Annotated in this window: 17 protein-coding genes; 7 read left to right on the forward strand and 10 right to left on the reverse strand. The window is 47.7% G+C overall.

Annotation, left to right across the window (positions count from 1 at the left end):
* Positions 1-32: 32 nt before the first annotated feature.
* Both CWM47_RS13860 and CWM47_RS13865 read right to left on the reverse strand, forming a co-directional pair.
* On the reverse strand, positions 33-2,225 hold the full coding sequence (locus CWM47_RS13860) for an alpha-galactosidase (RefSeq protein WP_100988539.1): 2,193 nt from the start codon (positions 2,223-2,225) through the stop codon (positions 33-35).
* Positions 2,226-2,348: 123 nt separating this feature from the next.
* The gene (locus CWM47_RS13865) at positions 2,349-3,143 is read right to left on the reverse strand and encodes a hypothetical protein (RefSeq protein WP_394342015.1); all 795 of its coding nucleotides are present in this window, start codon (positions 3,141-3,143) and stop codon (positions 2,349-2,351) included.
* A gap of 391 nt (positions 3,144-3,534) precedes the next feature.
* Between CWM47_RS13865 and CWM47_RS13870 the strand changes: the two genes are divergently transcribed.
* The 3 genes from CWM47_RS13870 (at position 3,535) to CWM47_RS13880 (ending at position 7,547) form a co-directional block, all read left to right on the forward strand.
* On the forward strand, positions 3,535-5,073 hold the full coding sequence (locus CWM47_RS13870; protein ID WP_100988541.1) for a TolB family protein: 1,539 nt from the start codon (positions 3,535-3,537) through the stop codon (positions 5,071-5,073).
* 166 nt (positions 5,074-5,239) lie between these two features.
* Positions 5,240-6,451 carry a pyridoxal phosphate-dependent aminotransferase gene (locus CWM47_RS13875; protein WP_100993868.1) on the forward strand — a complete coding sequence of 404 codons (1,212 nt, stop codon included), beginning with the start codon at positions 5,240-5,242 and terminating at the stop codon, positions 6,449-6,451.
* Positions 6,452-6,746: 295 nt separating this feature from the next.
* The gene (locus CWM47_RS13880) at positions 6,747-7,547 is read left to right on the forward strand and encodes an LOG family protein (protein ID WP_100988542.1); all 801 of its coding nucleotides are present in this window, start codon (positions 6,747-6,749) and stop codon (positions 7,545-7,547) included.
* A gap of 83 nt (positions 7,548-7,630) precedes the next feature.
* On the opposite strand, the gene dnaB is transcribed toward CWM47_RS13880, so the two are convergent.
* Positions 7,631-9,217, reverse strand: coding sequence for a replicative DNA helicase (gene dnaB, locus CWM47_RS13885; protein WP_100988543.1), 1,587 nt, complete (start codon positions 9,215-9,217; stop codon positions 7,631-7,633).
* Between the two features lie 360 nt (positions 9,218-9,577).
* On the opposite strand from dnaB, the gene CWM47_RS13890 reads away from it, so the two are divergent.
* The 4 genes from CWM47_RS13890 to CWM47_RS13905 are packed head-to-tail and all read left to right on the forward strand — an operon-like array spanning position 9,578 to position 14,524.
* Positions 9,578-10,543 carry a PhoH family protein gene (locus CWM47_RS13890; protein ID WP_100988544.1) on the forward strand — a complete coding sequence of 322 codons (966 nt, stop codon included), beginning with the start codon at positions 9,578-9,580 and terminating at the stop codon, positions 10,541-10,543.
* Complete coding sequence (locus CWM47_RS13895) at positions 10,524-11,888, forward strand: M43 family zinc metalloprotease (protein WP_100988545.1); 1,365 nt, start codon at positions 10,524-10,526, stop codon at positions 11,886-11,888. Before CWM47_RS13890 ends, CWM47_RS13895 begins: the two co-directional genes overlap by 20 nt.
* Positions 11,889-11,948: 60 nt before the next feature.
* Positions 11,949-12,401, forward strand: coding sequence for a GNAT family N-acetyltransferase (locus CWM47_RS13900; protein WP_100993869.1), 453 nt, complete (start codon positions 11,949-11,951; stop codon positions 12,399-12,401).
* Positions 12,398-14,524 (forward strand): ComEC/Rec2 family competence protein, encoded by a 2,127-nt coding sequence (locus CWM47_RS13905; protein ID WP_100988546.1) that lies wholly within the window; start codon positions 12,398-12,400, stop codon positions 14,522-14,524. Before CWM47_RS13900 ends, CWM47_RS13905 begins: the two co-directional genes overlap by 4 nt.
* Before the next feature lie 157 nt (positions 14,525-14,681).
* Here the strand turns inward: CWM47_RS13905 and CWM47_RS13910 are convergent, their stop codons facing one another.
* From CWM47_RS13910 to CWM47_RS13925, 7 genes are all read right to left on the reverse strand, one after another.
* A complete protein-coding gene (locus tag CWM47_RS13910; protein WP_100988547.1) occupies positions 14,682-15,932 on the reverse strand; it encodes a sulfate adenylyltransferase subunit 1 in 1,251 nt (416 codons plus the stop codon).
* The gene (locus CWM47_RS39775; RefSeq protein ID WP_262512012.1) at positions 15,933-16,061 is read right to left on the reverse strand and encodes a hypothetical protein; all 129 of its coding nucleotides are present in this window, start codon (positions 16,059-16,061) and stop codon (positions 15,933-15,935) included.
* Positions 16,062-16,070: 9 nt separating this feature from the next.
* Positions 16,071-16,217: a HepT-like ribonuclease domain-containing protein gene (locus tag CWM47_RS40220; RefSeq protein WP_100993870.1), complete on the reverse strand. Its 147-nt coding sequence runs from the start codon at positions 16,215-16,217 to the stop codon at positions 16,071-16,073.
* A gap of 9 nt (positions 16,218-16,226) precedes the next feature.
* The gene (locus tag CWM47_RS38120; RefSeq protein ID WP_157815963.1) at positions 16,227-16,376 is read right to left on the reverse strand and encodes a hypothetical protein; all 150 of its coding nucleotides are present in this window, start codon (positions 16,374-16,376) and stop codon (positions 16,227-16,229) included.
* A gap of 142 nt (positions 16,377-16,518) precedes the next feature.
* Entirely contained in the window at positions 16,519-16,650 is a 132-nt protein-coding gene (locus CWM47_RS39780) for a hypothetical protein (RefSeq protein WP_262512013.1), read from the reverse strand.
* Positions 16,651-16,682: 32 nt separating this feature from the next.
* Positions 16,683-17,585 (reverse strand): sulfate adenylyltransferase subunit CysD, encoded by a 903-nt coding sequence (gene cysD, locus CWM47_RS13920; RefSeq protein WP_100988548.1) that lies wholly within the window; start codon positions 17,583-17,585, stop codon positions 16,683-16,685.
* A gap of 99 nt (positions 17,586-17,684) precedes the next feature.
* The gene (locus CWM47_RS13925) at positions 17,685-18,416 is read right to left on the reverse strand and encodes a phosphoadenylyl-sulfate reductase (protein WP_100988549.1); all 732 of its coding nucleotides are present in this window, start codon (positions 18,414-18,416) and stop codon (positions 17,685-17,687) included.
* Positions 18,417-18,433 lie beyond the last annotated feature (17 nt).

The raw sequence follows: 18,433 nt of genomic DNA on the forward strand, positions 1-18,433 counted from the left end.
TACTGTATCTTGGTTAAAGCTTTACTGAACTATTACTTCACCTCATTCACCTCCAATACGACACTGGTTCGGCGGGTGTCGACTTGCGGGTTAAAGCCGATGGTCATCAGGTAATTGCCAGAATACGAATCGGTGTTGTTGTTAATGCGGGATGTCGTGCCCGGATAAATGTTCAGCTCCTGAATCCGGTAGTTTTTGGCAGGATCGAGACCGTTTAACTTAATGGGTGCCAGACTGCCCGCTTTGTAACGTTCCTTCACTAAATAAGTGAACCAAACGGCCCGGTCTTTGGCTTCGCTCACAAACAGCGAGGAGGCCACATCACTGGTGTATGGAGATGCCAGTCGGAATAAGTCGCCTTTCCAGATAACGTTCTTGATGTTATCATACGTTTTTAGCGCCTGCTGGCTAAAGGCTAACTCTGGTTCAGTCAACTTACTTACCACAATATCGTACCCAATTTTGCCCATCATGGCAACGTCTGTCCGGAACTTAATTGGCTGTTTGCCCCAGTCCGTTACGTGGTTGCAACTGGCAATTGCGGGGAAGAAATACGAGTTATTCCACTGTATGAAAATTCGCTCCATTGCATCGGTATTGTCGCTGGGCCAATATTCGGTGAAGTACTTCAGGGCACCATAGTCTACACGGCCACCGCCACCTGAGCACAGCATCATGGGTAGAGTCGGATATTTTACACGCAGCCGCTCCAGCACTTTATACAGCCCCTGCACATAGTCGACGTATAAGTTCGACTGGTTTTGAATCGTGGCCGAGAAAGCATTGTAGATGACCGCATTACAATCCCATTTGATATACCCCAGAGTAGGGTTTTTGGTTAGTAATCCGTTCACCAGTTCATAGACAAAGTCCTGCACTTTCGGATTGGAGAGGTCAAGCACCAATTGATTTCGGAAATAATATTCCGACCGGTTAGGCAGCTTGATGACCCAATCCGGGTGTTTTTCGTACAACTCGCTTTTCGGGCTTACCATTTCAGGTTCCATCCAGATACCGAATTTAACGCCTGCGTTTTCGGCGTCTTTAACCAGATAGCCTAAGCCATGTGGCAATTTCTTAGCATTTTCCTGCCAGTCGCCCAGACCTGCCCGGTCGTTATTGCGCGGGTATTTATTTCCGAACCAACCATCGTCCAGCAGGAACAAATCGACGCCGAGTTTTTTGGCGTCTTTGAAAAGAACACTCAGCTTCTCTTCGTTAAAATCGAAATAAGTGGCTTCCCAGTTGTTGAGGAGCGTCAGGCGGTTGCCTTCTCCCTGCGGAATCCGGTGTTTACGCGCCCACCGGTGCAGGCTGCGGCTGGCTCCACCTTTGCCCTTGTCGGAGTAAGTGAACAGGAATGCGGGGGTTGTGAACTCAGTGCCGGGAGCCAGTGAATAGGCCGATGCATACGGATTTATGCCCGGAATGATGCGCAGATTATGCAGTGGATCAACCTCAAACGCCAGTTGGTAATTCCCCGACCAGGATAATGTACCCGCAATGACCTCGCCCTGCTCTTCTTCGGCGGGGTGATTGAGCGATACCAGAAACGAAGGAGGTTGGAACAAATCGGCGCGTGTGCCGAGCTTGGAATCAAGAATCTTGATGCCTTCTGTAAGCGGTACTTCGCTTGGGTTCATTTCATTGGCCCAGTCGCCGTGGAAATGCGTCAGGTAATAGTTTTGAGCCGGAATATAGAGGTTTGCTGATGCGTATTTATGGAGCATGACCGCCTTCTTTTCGGTATGGCGAATCGAACTCCATTGCTCGATAACATCCTCATTCTGATAGGCTTTGTAATACAGCGTTACCTCAAATGGGTATTGCGGATCTTTCAGGTAGACTTTCGTCAGCACCACACCCTCGCCCATTGGCTGGCTTTCATGCCGAACATACTTCAGGTCGAGGGATGGGTTGCCATCAGCATGAGTAACCTGGATGGCGGGTTCCAGCAAATTGCGGCTTCCGGCGGGTGTATAGGCCGAATTATAGATGTCGGTATAGTCTTCACCTCGTTTTCCTCTAACCGGTATTGCGCCATATTCAGTCGCGTTGCGAAGCTTCGGCCCGAGGTGGACAAGAGTTGGTATCTGGTCTTTATCAACCCGAATGACAAGAGCCGTTTGCCGGGTTTCAACCGTAATATGGGTGTCGCCCGGTGCGGCCTTTGTCGTTGCTGACATCAGCACAAAAACTAGTAATGACAGACAGAGCTGTTTCATTGATGATTGGGTAAGTTGCAATTGAGAATAAGTAAGTAGTTAATCGAGTTGGGGCAAAACTAATCAACAAGCAACAAATTTGGATGGACACAAGCCTGCCTGAATTGACTAGTTCGTGTTGAATTAATTAGCAGGTTTTGTGGTGTATTCCATAAAACGATACACTTCCTGCCGGGTTACATCAAATACCTGAGCTGTCTGGCTTTGTAGTTGTTTATAAGCAGGCGCCGACATAACAGGTGTAGGTGTATCGGCCATAACCGGGTTTGCAACAGCACCTAAACTGGTCACGTAATGTGCAATACTGAACTCATACCCCTTTTCGCTACCGTTCGGAATGACAAGGGTTGAGAAATCCCAGCCGAGAAGATTACCTCGTTTGATTCGCTCTTCGCTTAGCTTCTTTAACTGACCCACAGCACCATCATAATTGGCGCCTGGCGTTCGGCGACGGATTCGATCAACAATCATAAACTGAGTACCGTCGGGAGCGAATTTCGGGGCAAACGTACCATCAGTTATTTCCCAGATTTCGATTTTAACGACGGGGGCGGTATTGCGATCCCGCTTTTGAAGATCGGCCATTTTCGCCTGTACACTATCGCCGTAGATACGCGCCATTGCCTCGGGCGATGCTCCTTTTATGGCCATCTCATGGGTAACAATGCGCGTTACATAGTCATATTCTGATTGGTTAAGGTTCGATGTAAACTGTTTGACGGTCATATACCAGCCTTCGAGTTTTCCTTCATCAACGGCTGCCTGATTTACTTTTTTCCATTCACGCTCTACCGGCAAGGCATCCTGAATAGTAAGGCCGGGATTCAGTTTATGGTAAATGAGGTACATATAGGTTTTCTGCGGACTTTTTGACTGCGCTTGTAATTCATATGCGGCCGCACATAAAAAGCTTACCATCAGAACAAATCGAAGCTTACGGGATAACTGGTTCATTGGGGATGACTAATTTAGGAAGAGATTCAGGGAAAAAGGGTAAAGGTAAAAAATGAGCGTCTACTACCTATAAAGGACTTTTTATGTTAATGCCAACGAATTAATATAAGACGTTTACTGGTAAGAAGTTAAGCAGAATTTTTAACCACAGAGGCACAGAGAATACAGAGGTGCAATGCATTGACAATAAGTTGATTAAGTCTCTGTGCTCTTTGTGCCTCTGTGGTTAAAAATTCTGCTTAACTACCTACATTTTACGAGTAATTTAATCAGTAGAATAGCTACAAAGATTCTTTCATATATAAGTTGACAACCTGCAACCAGTAGCCTGAACGTGAGAAATTTAACTACATCAATGAAAATTAAAAAAATAACCTTATTCGCTTGTCTATCAGTTAGTTGTCTGGTGATGAGTATCCCTGTTCTGGCCCAGAAACCGAACCTTGGAATTTTCGACGGCCAGGGTGACATTGGAGCTGTTCTAAAGCCCGGATCAGCTAGTTACAACCCCAAAACGCGAACCTACGAACTCACCGGTTCGGGTTACAATGTCTGGTTTGATCACGACGAGTTTCATTTTATGTGGAAGCGTATGAAAGGCGATTTTATACTCTATACGCGAGCTGCGCTTGTAGGTAAGGGCGTCGATCCACACCGAAAAGTAGGCTGGATGGTTCGGACAAGCCTGGACCCTAAATCGGCTCATATCAACGCTGTGGAGCATGGTGATGGACTTACGTCTCTACAATTCAGGCGGACAGAAGGCGCTAATACCGAAGAAATTCGCTCAAAACTAACGGGTGCCGACATCATTCAACTGGAAAGGAAAGGCAATACCTACACCATGCGGGTCGCTAAATTCGGCGAACCCTTCGTTACCGAACAGGTCGCCGATCTGCCTCTGGGCGACGAAGTGTATGTTGGGTTGTTTATTGGGTCACACAATAAAGATGTGCTTGAGCGGGGCGTCTTCCGCGATGTGCGTATCAGTGTGCCCGCCTTCGATAAGCTTGTGCCGTATCGCGATTATCTGGGTAGTAATCTGGAAATACTGGATGTCACGACCGGAGATCGACAGGTAATTTTCAATTCACCCAAGTCATTGCAGGCACCCAACTGGACACCTGATGGCAAAACCCTGCTGTATAATAGCGAGGGACTGATGTACACGTTCAATTTAGCCAAGGGGAAACCTTCGGTTCTGAATACAGGCGCCGTTAAAAATAACAACAACGACCATGTGCTGTCGTTCGATGGGAAGATGCTTGGCCTAAGTTCTGGTGTAAAAGAACTGGGCGGGTCAATTGTTTACACCGTTCCTACAAAGGGTGGAGAACCCAAACAGATTACACCAAAAGGGCCTTCGTATCTGCACGGCTGGTCGCCGGATAAGAAGACGCTAATTTTTACGGGCTCCCGAAACAACGAGTTCGATATTTACAGCGTACCTGCCGACGGTGGCCCGGAAGTTCGCCTGACCGATGCCAAAGCGCTTGATGATGGGCCGGAATATACGCCCGATGGCAAATACATTTATTTCAACTCGGCCCGCACCGGAACCATGCAGATATGGCGGATGAAACCAGATGGCAGTGAGCCGGAGGCTGTCACAAATGGAGAGTTTCATGACTGGTTTCCGCATATATCGCCCGATGGAAAATGGCTTCTGTTTATTTCTTTTCTAAAGGAGGAAGTTAAACCCGACGATCACCCTTTTTACAAGCACGTCTACCTGCGAATGCTGCCTATATCGGGTGTTGGACAGCCTAAAGTGCTTGCTTACATCTATGGCGGACAGGGTACGATCAATACGCCTTCCTGGTCGCCGGATAGTAAGCGGGTCGCTTTTATCAGCAATTCGGCAGAGACCAGCCTCAGTCCCATAGATAAATGATTTTCGGTATTGGGTTTTGGGTTTACGGTATTCGGTTTACCGTATTCGGTTGGCTGGCGCATACGTGAGTCTTGCGCCAGCCAACCGAATACGGTAAACCGAATACCGTAAACTTTAAACCACTTCAGTTTACTTTCCGTACTTTTGCGGCATGGAATTACCGGGTATGGATATATTAAAAAGCGACAGGCTTACACATCTTAAATACGACATTCGGGGGCCGATTTACGAGAAATCGCTCGAACTGGAAGGGCAGGGGTATAAAATCATTAGTCTGAACATTGGCAATCCGGCCACTTTCGGCTTCGACGCCCCTGATGAAATTGTTCACGATATCATCCTGAATATTCGCAACGCGCAGGGATATTCTGACTCGCGTGGTTTGTTCTCGGCCCGCAAAGCCGTTATGCATTATACCCAGAATATCGGCTTGCCCGGCATTGCAATTAATGACATTTATATTGGCAACGGTGTAAGTGAGTTGATCATGCTGTCCATGCAGGCGCTCCTGAACGAAGGTGACGAAGTGCTGGTGCCATCGCCGGATTATCCGCTTTGGACAGCTTCTGTGGCGTTTTGTGGCGGTAATCCAGTGCATTACATCTGCGACGAAGCCGCTGACTGGAACCCCGATCTGGCGGATCTGGAGAGTAAAATCACCCCCCGTACACGGGCTATTGTTGTCATAAACCCCAATAACCCAACGGGTGCTGTTTACGAAAAATCGGTGCTGGAAGGTATTGCCCGTATTGCTGAACGGCATAAGTTAATTGTTTTTTCAGATGAGATTTATGATCGGATTTTATATGATGAGGCCGTTCATTACCCAATTTCCAAAATGATCAACGATACGCTCTGCATTACAATGGGCGGTTTATCGAAAAATTACAGGGCCGCCGGCTTTCGTGGGGGATGGATGATTTTGAGCGGTGCCCGCCAACGGGCGAAGTCCTATATTGAAGGCTTGACGCTCCTGGCCAGTATGCGGTTGTGCGCCAATGTGCCAACCCAGTATGCCATTCAAACGGCGCTTGGCGGCTACCAAAGTATCAATGATCTGGTACTTCCTGCCGGTCGGCTTCACAAACAGATGATGCTGGCTTATGATCGTATGACGGCCATTCCGGGTGTAACATGCGTGAAGCCCAAAGGTGCTTTATACATCTTTCCTAAACTTGATTTGTCCCAATTCCGACTTGCCGACGATGATGATTTTGTTCTGAATCTGTTGATCGAACAGAAGGTGCTGGTGGTGGCCGGAAATGGCTTTAACTACATTCACAATGACCACTTCAGAATCGTATGCCTGCCTACCGTCGATGAGTTGACGGTGGCTCTGGACCGGATAGAAGCCTTTCTGGAAAGTCGACGGATCTAGAAAAAGATTCGTGTATTATTCCATGCAAAATGCCCTGAGAAATCGGGGCATTTTGCGTACAATGGGACTTGGTGACTTACGTAAAAATAACGTATAAAGAGGGTCGTAAGCAGGCTGTAGAGTATTCATAGTACTATGAAACATTTTTACGGGATTAGTCGTTAACTTAATCCTTCTCCGTAATAAATTTCGTTGGCATGGCTGACAGCGAAGTTTTTGAGTAGTTTAGAGAAGCCATTATTCATAAGACATAGTGAGTACGATTCGCGCCCACTGCCTTTTTTTAAGTACATAAATGGAAGAAACGAAAGAAAATGTTCATCGCTCTGAAACGCAGAGTACAGAACGCATTACCAATGATTTACCCAAGCGCGACGAGTTACTTCTGACACCCGACGAACAACGTATTAAAGACGCTTTTCAGGATCACGATTGGAATGAAATAAAAACAGCCGACTCCTGGGTCATCTTCAAGGTGATGGCTGAGTTTGTAGAAGGCTTCGATAAATTAGCCAAGATAGGCCCTTGCGTATCTATATTCGGCTCAGCCCGGACAACGCCCGACAATCCATATTACAAAATGACCGAGGAAATTGCCGCCAAATTAGTACGGCATGGTTACGGTGTCATTACGGGTGGTGGACCGGGTATAATGGAAGCGGGTAATAAAGGGGCCTTCGAGCAAGGGGGCAAATCGGTTGGCCTGAATATCCAGCTACCGTTTGAACAACATAGCAACATTTATATCGACCCCGACAAAAATATCAACTTCGATTTCTTCTTTGTTCGGAAGGTAATGTTTGTCAAATATGCGCAGGGATTTGTGGTTATGCCCGGAGGCATGGGCACCCTCGACGAATTGTTTGAGGCTATGACCCTGATTCAAACTCGTAAGATTGCCCGTTTTCCAATCGTACTTGTTGGGAAAAGCTATTGGCAAGGACTAATTGACTGGATTACAGACGTCATGCTGGGGCAGGAACACAATATCAACCCCGAAGACATGAAGCTCATCAGTATCGTAGAAACGCCAACTGAGGCCGTCAAGGTTATAGATGAGTTCTACAACAAATATTTGTTGAAGCCTAATTTTTAAGTAACGCGGACATCCTGTCCGTGCAGCCGTAGGTTAAAATTGCCTCGTAGCCTGTACATATACGGACAGGATGTCCGCCTTACTTAAAACGGTGTTTCCTGGCTAGGGTCAGCGTTGCCGAAGTTCGACATGGTATTGGCCTTACTTTTGAAAACACTACCTGCCGATGGGGGCGTTTCGAAGCTACCCAATCCATTCACATCAGGGGCAAAGCCCTGTGTTGGCACGGGCTCGTAATAGGTGTCGAGATCGCAGAATTTAGTGAATTTATTGATGAACCGGAGTTGGATCGTATCAAGCGAACCACTCCGGTTTTTTGCGATAATCACCTCACCGATTCCGGCTGTCGAGTTGCCATTTTCGTCGGCAGTAATGTTATAGTATTCAGGACGATAGAGGAAACACACCATATCGGCATCCTGCTCAATAGATCCCGATTCACGAAGGTCGGAAAGCTGTGGTTTTTTATCACCACCACGGGTTTCAACCGCCCGGCTTAACTGCGACAGGGCAATTACCGGCACGTTCAATTCTTTTGCCAGGTTTTTCAACGCCCGCGAAATCGACGCAATTTCCTGCTCACGGTTACCACCCCGCCCGCCCGACGTGTCGCCCGACATTAACTGGAGGTAGTCAATGACGACCATCTGGATATCGTGCTGGGCTTTTAAGCGACGACACTTGGCCCGCAATTCCAGGATGGATAGGGCAGGGGTATCGTCAATAAAAATAGGTGCTTCGGTCAATCGCTGAATTTTGTGGTGCAACTGCGTCCACTCATGCGGTGCCAGCGTCCCTTTTCTGATTTTCTCTGCATCAATTTCGGCTTCGGCAGAGATTAGACGATTGACAAGCTGCACCGCCGACATCTCAAGGGAGAAAATAGCAACCGGTTTTCCGTGGTCGACAGCCGCATTTCGCAGGGCACTAACGACAAAAGCGGTTTTTCCCATAGCTGGCCTAGCCGCCAGAATGATCAATTCGGTGGGTTGCCAGCCCGATGTAACGCGGTCCAGATTGGTAAATCCTGATGGAACGCCAGTCAACCCTTCCTGATTTTTCTTGGTTTCGAGTTCATTAAGTGCCATCCTGACGATGGTACTCATGTCGGCGTAGTTCTTCTTGATATTCGATTCCGAAATCTTGAAGAGTGATTGTTCTGTTCGGTCAAGCAGTTCAAAAACGTCGGTAGTATCTTCGTAAGCGTCGCGCAGAATTGTTGACGACATCGAGATGAGTGCCCGTTTAAGAGCCTGCTCCGACACAATACGAGCGTGATATTCGATGTTGGCCGCCGAATTTACCCGGAAAGTAAGTTCGGAAACGAAGCCGCCCCCACCTACCAGTTCGATCTCACCCGTTTTACGGAGCTGCTGCGTAACTGTCAATAAGTCAATTGGGTCGGAATTGCCAAAAAGCGTCAGAATCGCCTGGTAAATGCGCTGGTGGGCTTCTTTATAAAATGTCTCGGGTTTAAGGATGTCAACAACCGAGGAAAGGGCATCCTTTTCAATCATTAACGCTCCTAATACAGCTTCTTCAAGGTCAAGGGCCTGAGGGGGTAATTTGCCAAGACCCGTGTCGAGCCAATGGTTTCCGGCTTGTTGACGACCTCCGGCAAAGGCCGAAGGTTTACGAAGGTGTTGGTTGGGGCGTGCGTTATTCTCCATCTGTTAGTGCAAGTTTACGCAATCTATAGCCCATAAGGCAAGCCCCCCTTGCCTGACGTATACCCCTGAGGCCTTCCAAAACGTTCGTAACATTCTGGTAATGTTGATGCTATCGCTGAGAAAAAAAATTCGATTATTTAAGCAACGGCCAACGTATAGAATTGCGTACATAGTACAGAAGCTGAGTATAAGCCTGTATGTCAGCAATATATAGATTGTTTGCCACAAAATATCAGTATGATGCAAAAAAATATCGGTAAATAAGAATCTGAACAGGGTGAATAAATTTTCCACGAAACGCGTTGTAGAAGAAAAGAAATCGCTTACTTTTCGGAATCACACTTTAACGTAATTCATCGTTTGGTCGAAAAAGTCATTACCCTCGATAATGTATCGCTCATCGACTTTCTGGGCGTAGAGAACCACAATATTAAAGAAGTGGCTGCTGCGTTTCCAATGAGCAAGATTATCTCGCGTGGCAACGAGATTCGTATTAAAGGCACAACGCCTGAAATTAGCCGCATTAGTGATATTCTGGACTCACTGATGGAACACTATCAGAAATACGGGAAAATTACCCACGAGAACATCCAGAATTACCTCCTTAATAGCGGTATTCCGGTGAGTGGCACGGGTAGTGTGCCGCCTGTTCCGCCAGATGATGATGAGGTACTGGTGTATGGTACGCGGGGTGTTGTGGTGCGGGCGAAAACTGATAATCAGAAACGCCTGGTTGAGGCCGCTGAGAAACACGATCTAGTGTTTGCCATTGGCCCGGCGGGAACCGGAAAAACCTATACCGCAGTAGCTATTGCGGTTAGGGCGTTGAAAAACAAAGAAGTTAAAAAGATCATTATTACGCGTCCGGCGGTTGAAGCGGGTGAAAACCTGGGCTTTTTGCCAGGGGATTTAAAAGAGAAGATCGACCCGTATCTACGACCAATTTACGATGCGCTCGATGATATGATTCCGGCTGAAAAACTGAAGTTTTATCAGGAAAATCGAATTATCGAAATCGCACCCCTGGCCTATATGCGGGGGCGCACCCTGAACAACGCCTTTATCCTGTTGGATGAAGCGCAAAATACGACCCCTATGCAGATGAAGATGTTTCTGACGCGGATGGGGCCAACATCGAAGGCAATTATTACCGGTGACCGTTCGCAGATTGACTTACCAAATCGGCAAAAATCCGGGTTGATTGAGTCGGTGGAAATTTTGAAAAACATCAAGGGTATTTCATTCGTTGAATTGGATGGCCGCGATGTAGTTCGTCACCGACTTGTTCGCGAAATTATTACTGCATATGATAAAGCAGGTCAATAATAACCTGATCCTAAATAAACGAACCGGCTGGCGTTGGCTGGCCGGTTCGTTTTTATCTTTACTAACCCTTGTTGGCTGGGCGCAGACGTCTAATGAGAGCCTTGTTAATCGCTGTGGTGTAGTAGATCATGAGCGGATTCTACAGCAGCGTAACCCCAATCGTCTGCGGCAACTGAACGAATTAAACAGGTTGGTTCAGCAGGCCGAAACCAACCAAAAGTCGCTTCGGCTGGCCGTTGATTCTACAGTTTACCGAATCCCGGTTGTGGTTCACGTGGTTCATAGCAATGCGTCCAATACGATTGGCGGAACAAATAATGTCAACATCTCGGATGAGCAGATCATATCGCAGATTCAGGTTCTAAACGAAGATTACCGTCGTAAGGCTGGCACAAATGGATTTAATACGAGCCCGATTGGTACCGATGCCCGTATTGAATTCTACCTGGCCACAGCCGATCCCGACGGGAAGGTGACAACAGGTATCACGCGGAATTATTATGCTCAGAAAACATCGTTCAACGTGTTTAATGACGATGTTCTACTCTCTCAAATTGCTTATTGGCCCAGCAACCGGTATCTGAATATCTGGGTCACAAGAATTGATACTTACATTGGCTATACGCAGTTTCCGACAATGGCCGATACCCTTAAGGGATTACCCGTCTCATCGAATGAGTTTACCGATGGTACAATTATTGATTATCGGTATTTTGGTCGCCAAGTCGGGACGGTAAATAAGTCGTCATTATATGCGCTGGGCCGGACGGCTACTCATGAAATTGGCCACTGGCTGGGGCTACTTCATACCTGGGGTGATGGTAATGGCTGTAATGACGATTATGTGGCCGATACACCTCCAACCGCAGATCGGTCGGATGTTTCGCAGTTGCTTACCTGTAAGCAAACTTATTCGACTTGTGTCAATGGTGTGCAAACGCGCGATCTTATCGAAGATTACATGAACTACTGGCCCGATGCCTGCATGAATCTATTTACTGCTGGACAGGTTTCCCGGATGCGATTGGTGATGACCCTGAGCCCCCGGCGGGCTCAGTTACTTAAATCGGTTGCCTCGCCCCTGGCCGAAACAGAGGCACTGACAGTGAATGTGTATCCGAATCCAGCCTCAACTGACCCTTCGGTTGATGTACAGCTGAAGGGTTTTCAATCCTTCAGTATCGACCTTTTTGATGCTGCCGGGCGTCAGTTGAGAACTTATTCGTATACCGATGCCCCAAGTACACATGTCAATTTATCTGTAACCGGATTAGCATCAGGAGTTTATATTGTTCGGGTTAAGACCGGTAGCGAAGTCGCGAGCAAGCGCTTGCTGGTGCAATAAATAAAGCCGATAAAATCCAGCTTTGGATGTAAATTGACGGGTTTTCACCCGCCCTACTTTATGATTGACGTTTTACCCATTTCAAACCCTGCCGACCTTGAAGCGGCCTTTGCCATCCGCCAAAATGTATTTGTCGATGAACAGCACGTGGATGCCCGCGAAGAATACGATGAATTTGAAGAAACAAGTACCCATTTTCTGGCTCGTGCAGACGGCACGCCCTGCGGTACTGCCCGCTGGCGACGAACATCTAACGGTGTTAAGTTAGAACGCTTTGCTGTATTGGCCGATTTTCGGGGACAAGGCGTTGGCAAGGCACTTGTGAAGGCGGTCCTTGACGATGTATTCAGTCAGCAACCTGAACCCATTGAACGAATTTATCTTCATGCGCAGGTAACAGCCATGCCGCTCTATGCCGGGTTTGGGTTCATACCGGTTGGCCCGATGTTTGAAGAGGCTGGTATTCAGCATTATAAAATGGTGTTGCCCGGCTCTGCGTATTCGAAGGAATGAAAGGGAACCCTTTTGTTCGGTATGCTGCTGCCCTAATCGCGGGCATTTGTTTATATGTGTGGCAACCCGATAGGGCAGAACTCCCACTAGTTGTATTGGTGGGAGGGGTTGCTTTATTCACCTGGGGTATATACAAGCGACTTGGTGAACAAATCAAGCCAATTCAGGTATCGTCGGGAATAGGTGGATTGTTTATACTGGTAGCACTCGGCTGGGCCATAACCTATCAACATACGGCGCTAAACCAGCCCGCTTCTATCGTTCATCTTTCAGATACTCTTCGCGCCTATGAGGGCGTTGTGGTAACACAGCCCGAAGAGCGAGCCAAAACTTTTCGCGTTGAAGTAGCCATTCTGCGGGGAAAATGGGGAAACCAAGTAAAAGACTGGCAATCACTAAGTGGACGGGTTATTGTCTATCTGGATAAAGCGGGTCAATCCATGCCACGTTATGGTGAAGTCTGGCTGGTTTCCGGCTCCCCCCGAACCATTGACCCACCCCTGAACCCCGGCGAGTTCAATTACAAACGTTACCTGAGCTATCGGAGTATCTACCATCAGCAATACCTGCGGCCATTTAATCGAACGGTGCTTGGTGTTGACCCTCCCAGCCGGATTACCAACCTTGCCACACAGGTTAACCGCTGGGCCGATAGTGTCTTTACCCATCAGGTTGGCAGTCGTGCCGAATATGGCATTGTGAACGCCATGATTTTGGGTGTGCGCGATGATCTGGATACCGAGTTGTACCGGGCCTATTCGACAGCAGGAGCTGTGCATATTCTGTCGGTATCCGGCCTTCACGTTGGTATACTGTTCGCGGTATTGACCTATCTACTAAGTTTTCTCATCAAGCGGCCGAAGGGTAAAATCCTGATGGCGGTTATACAACTAGCGATTCTGTGGTTCTACGCCCTTGTTACGGGCTTTTCGCCACCGGTACTTCGGTCGGCGGCTATGTTCTCGATACTTATTATCGCTAATGCGTCGGGGCGTCAGCAGCAGTTAACAAATACCCTGGGCGCGTCCGCTTTTTTCATTCTTTGTTTTGACCCGTATGCGTTGTTTTCGGCAGGCTTTCAATTGTCTTATCTGGCAGTAGCAGGCATTGGTGCCTGGCAGTCATCGCTTTATCAATCGTTGACATTTCGTTACAGATGGACGAATAAACTCTGGGAGTTAACCGCAGTGGCTATTGTCGCTCAATTGATTACGTTTCCACTAGGTGTATTTTATTTTCACCAGTTTCCAACTTACTTCTTTCTGGCAAACCCTATTGTAATTGTCATGTCGGAGTTGTTACTGCCCTTGGCTATGGCTACACTGGCCTTTAGTTGGGTGCCATTTCTGAATGATAGTCTTGGCTGGCTATTGCACAAAGCAGCCTGGATGCTAAACTATGCCGTTACGCAAACGGGGCAGCTTCCTGGTGCAGCCTGGGATGGCCTGTGGGTTTCCCAATCAGCAATGGGCCTGATCTACGCTATTATTTTTTGTGGAATTACACTATTGCTAACCCGGCAACGGGTTTACATCTGGGCCACCTGCGTGGCAGCCTTGTTGCTGGCAGGAGAAATTATCTGGAGTGACTATCAACAAGCGCATCAACAACGACTGGCCGTTCATTTCTTACCCCACCGGACGGCGGTTAGTCTTACCAACGGGCATCGAAGTCTGTTGTTTACCGACCTTGATAGTGCCGATACACGCTCCTATGACTTCTACCTGAAAAATACCTTCGGCTTATGGGGCGTTTCAGATTTAGCGACGATCAACGCAACGACAAACAGCGGCACGTCCAATTCTATGAAACAACTCCCTGTTTTTTATCAAACCCGTGACTATGCTTTAGGGGTATGGCAGGGCAAGACGTTGTTGGTGGTGAATAAACTAACAGGACCGAATCACTGGCGATTACCCGCTGTGGTAGACTACCTGATTATTCGTCGGAATGCGTTACGCGAATGGGGTCAATTGAACGGTAGAGTAGTGGCTCGGCATATTATTTTCGATGATTCAAATAAAACGCCATTGACAGACAAGTTACTGGCAGAAGCTAAAGGTCTCGGAATTACCTGTTATTCAGTTCGTCAAATGGGGGCGTATGTAGCTGATTTGAAATGATTTTGCCTCGATTTCTAATTAGCGGGTTTTAATTCGTCAAAAGTCAGGATATGTCTAAATATCGCGTTCTGAAAAAGAGGCAAAATCGACTACATGCCTAACAGAAAAGCCCCTTAGAATGCTATAAGGGGCTTTTCTGTTAGGCATATATGAAGGTTTACGCTTCGCCGATCAGCATTAACGCACCTACCGTTACGTTCGAGGTTTCGTCGATCAGGATAGCGCCCCCCGATGCACGGTTTGTAGCATAAGGGTCGAAACTGATGGGTTGGGCTGTGCGTATAACTACTTTGGCCAGATCGTTCAGCCTTAATTGGTCTACACCTTCAATCTGTTCGTAAGTGTTCACGTTCAATTGGTAGGCAATTTCACGGATCGAACAACGGGTACGGAAGGTGCCCACCTGTAACACATATTTATTACCTGCTTTAAGCTCCTTTGAATCCATCCAGCACAACATACCGTCAACGGTTTGGCTGCTGATGGGCTGGTTATCCGAACGAACAATCAGATCACCCCGGCTAATGTCGACATCGGTAGCCAGATGCAATACGACCGACATCGGCGTAGTGGCTTCTTCCAGATGCGTTTCGGCGATTTCGATGGCATCGATGGTCGAGGTTTCGCCCGAAGGGAACACCGTTATTGAATCACCCTTGCGGAATTGGCCACTCGTGATTTTACCCGCATAGCCCCGATAGTCGTGTAACTCGGCGGTTTGTGGCCGAATAACATACTGCACCGGGAAACGTCCCTGTATCTGGTTGGCGTTGTCGTCAATCTCAACTGTTTCTAAATGCTCAAGCAGCGTTTGTCCCTCATACCAGGGCATGGTCGTAGACCGGTCAACGACGTTATCGCCATCGAGCGCACTCATCGGAATATAAGTAACCTGCTTAACATTCAGCTTTTGGGCAAGCTCGGCATAATGAATGCAAATGTCAGAAAACACGTCCTGCGAGTAATCGACAAGGTCCATTTTGTTGACCGCCACCACAATGTGCGGGATACCCAGAAGGGAAGCAATCAGCGAGTGCCGACGTGTTTGTTCAGCTACGCCGTGCCGGGCATCGACCAGGACAATGGCCAACTGACAGTTCGATGCGCCCGTTACCATGTTGCGGGTATATTGCGTGTGCCCAGGGGCATCCACGATAATAAACTTGCGGGCCGGTGTCTGGAAATAGCGATAGGCTACATCAATCGTGATACCCTGTTCGCGTTCGGAACGAAGACCATCTGTCAGTAAAGCCAAGTCAATCTCTCCATCGTCGCGGCTTTTGCTGGCGCGTTCAATGGCTTCCAACTGATCGGCCAGGATGGATTTTGAATCGTAAAGAAGCCGCCCTATAAGCGTGCTTTTGCCGTCGTCAACAGACCCGGCTGTTATAAATCGTAAAAGATCCATTTAGTGAATGTTCGTGAAGTCGATATGCCGAAAGAAATTGCTTTGTTTCGACAAATCGTACTCTTTTTGATTGAAATTTCCCTGTTTCAGTTCAGTTTGTATGACAAGTTCCATTTCCAGTTTGACCATCGGAATATGCTATGAAATAGTTACGAAGACGATCAGCTTATCAATTCCTACATAATCGTGGGCCACCACGTTGCGAAGTGCTTTGATAGTTTGCCAGGGAATATGGGGGTAACGTTGTTTTGTGTCATCGCTGATTCGATTGACCTGTTCACCAATATGTAATAATTATAGCAGACAGGCATTGAAATCTTTCTGATCGTTGGCATCGAAGAAAACAAAGGGGTCATTGTAGCCAACAGCGTACAAATTGATTTTTCCAATTCCTTCCTGAATTCGCAAACAATAGACTAAATCTGTTTTAAGACTGGGTTGCATAGCGAACATCAGCTAAAGCACGGTGCAAAATGATTGGCTCCGCATAGTCTTTCAGCATTAAATCTATGGGTATATTCAGGTCAGTCTGCAATGTTTCCCGCAGGGCGATAAGTTGTTTATAGGGAATCTCTTCGTCAATCAGTTAGTCAATATCCCGGTAAGATTCTCCCCGCACAAAGGAGCCAAAGACGCCAATACGGGTTAAGCCAAATCGGTCGAAAACCTGACTCTCACGTAAGTAGGATTGTAAAGATTGAAAGTCGTTTACCGGCATAATCCTGGTGGTTAATGTCAACAGAAGCTACATCAAAAATACCCGCCCTTTTTTCGGTCTTCCATTGCCGCTTCGGAAAGCTGGTCGTCCATTCGGGTTTCGCCCCGTTCGGATATGCGGGTAGCCTGAATTTCGTCAATAACCGCATCGAGCGTTTCGGCGGTTGATTCCGATGCCGCTGTGCAGGAAATATCGCCCACCGTGCGGAAACGTACCCGGCGTGTCACCAGTTGATCGTCGGCTTCGGGTTTGATAACGCCCCCGGCGGTGGCCATTAATTTGCCATCGCGAATCAGTAACTCTCGATCATGGGCGAAATAAATGCTCGGCAACTGGATTTTCTCACGACGGATGTAATTCCAGACGTCGAGTTCGGTCCAGTTCGAGATCGGGAATACGCGCACGTTTTCGCCTTTATGAATCCGGCCATTATACATATTCCAAAGTTCAGGCCGCTGCCGTTTTGGGTCCCAGGAACCAAACTCGTCACGCACCGAGAACACACGTTCTTTCGCCCGCGCTTTTTCTTCATCCCGACGGGCACCACCAATGCAGGCATCGAACTCAAACTCTTCAATGGTATCCAGCAACGTAAACGTTTGAAGCCCATTACGTGTCGCGTTGCGGCCCGTTGGTTCTTTCAATTTCTTTTCCCGAATAGTGTCTTCAACATAGCGAACAATCAGTTTTTCGCCGATTCGTTCCGCCAGATTGTCGCGGTAGTCGAGGGCTTCCTGGAAATTATGCCCCGTGTCGATATGCACCAGCGGAAATGGGAACTTCCCCGGCCGAAACGCTTTCAGGGCCAGATGCACCAACGTAATGGAATCCTTGCCGCCCGAAAAAAGCAACGCAGGTCGCTCAAACTGACCGGCTACCTCCCGCATAATGTGGATGGCTTCGGATTCGAGCTGGTCTAAATAATCTAACTTCATTTTTTAATGAGTGAATTAGCGAATGAGCGAATGAGTGAATACATCCCGGACCTGGGAGCAGCATTTACTGAACCAATCATCCATTTAACTGGCAACAACTTACGGTTTAAACGTTTCTTCATGAACATGTAGTCCACACTCTTTCTTGGAATTATCTTCCCACCACCAGCGACCCGCGCGAAAATCTTCGCCCGGCTGAATGGCGCGGGTGCAGGGCTGACAACCAATGCTTACAAAACCCCGATCGTGTAGGGGATTGTAGGGCACGTTATTATCTTTAATGTACTGCTTTACGTCCTCAAATGTCCAGTCCATCAACGGGTGAAATTTGAAAAGGTCATGGCTGGCGTCCCATTCAAGCTGTGGCATGCTCTGGCGGTTGGCCGACTGCTCGGCCCGAATACCGGTAATCCAGATCTTTTGACCTTTCAACGCCCGGTTTAGCGGTTCAACTTTACGGATGCCGCAACATTCTTTCCGGTTTTCGACCGAGTCATAAAAACTATATGGCCCTTTGGTGGTCATCAGTGTTTCTTCGGCGGACCGGTCGGGGAAATAGGCTTCAATCTTGGTGGCATACCGGTCATTCGTCTTTTTCCAGACGGAGTACGTTTCAGCAAACATTCGACCCGTATCGAGTGTAAAAATCTTGATCGGGATGTTGTTCGCCAGAATTAGGTCGGTAATTACCTGATCTTCGTAACCCAGACTGGTCGAAAAAATGACTTCGCCGGGAAATAACTCAGCGAGTGTGCGCAGGGCTTCTATATTGCTCAGACCATGTAGTTGTTCGGTCAGGCTTTCGAGGGTGTGTGTTGGTTCTGCAATCATGTTTTTAATACAACGGA

Source organism: Spirosoma pollinicola (assembly GCF_002831565.1).
Lineage (GTDB): Bacteria > Bacteroidota > Bacteroidia > Cytophagales > Spirosomataceae > Spirosoma > Spirosoma pollinicola.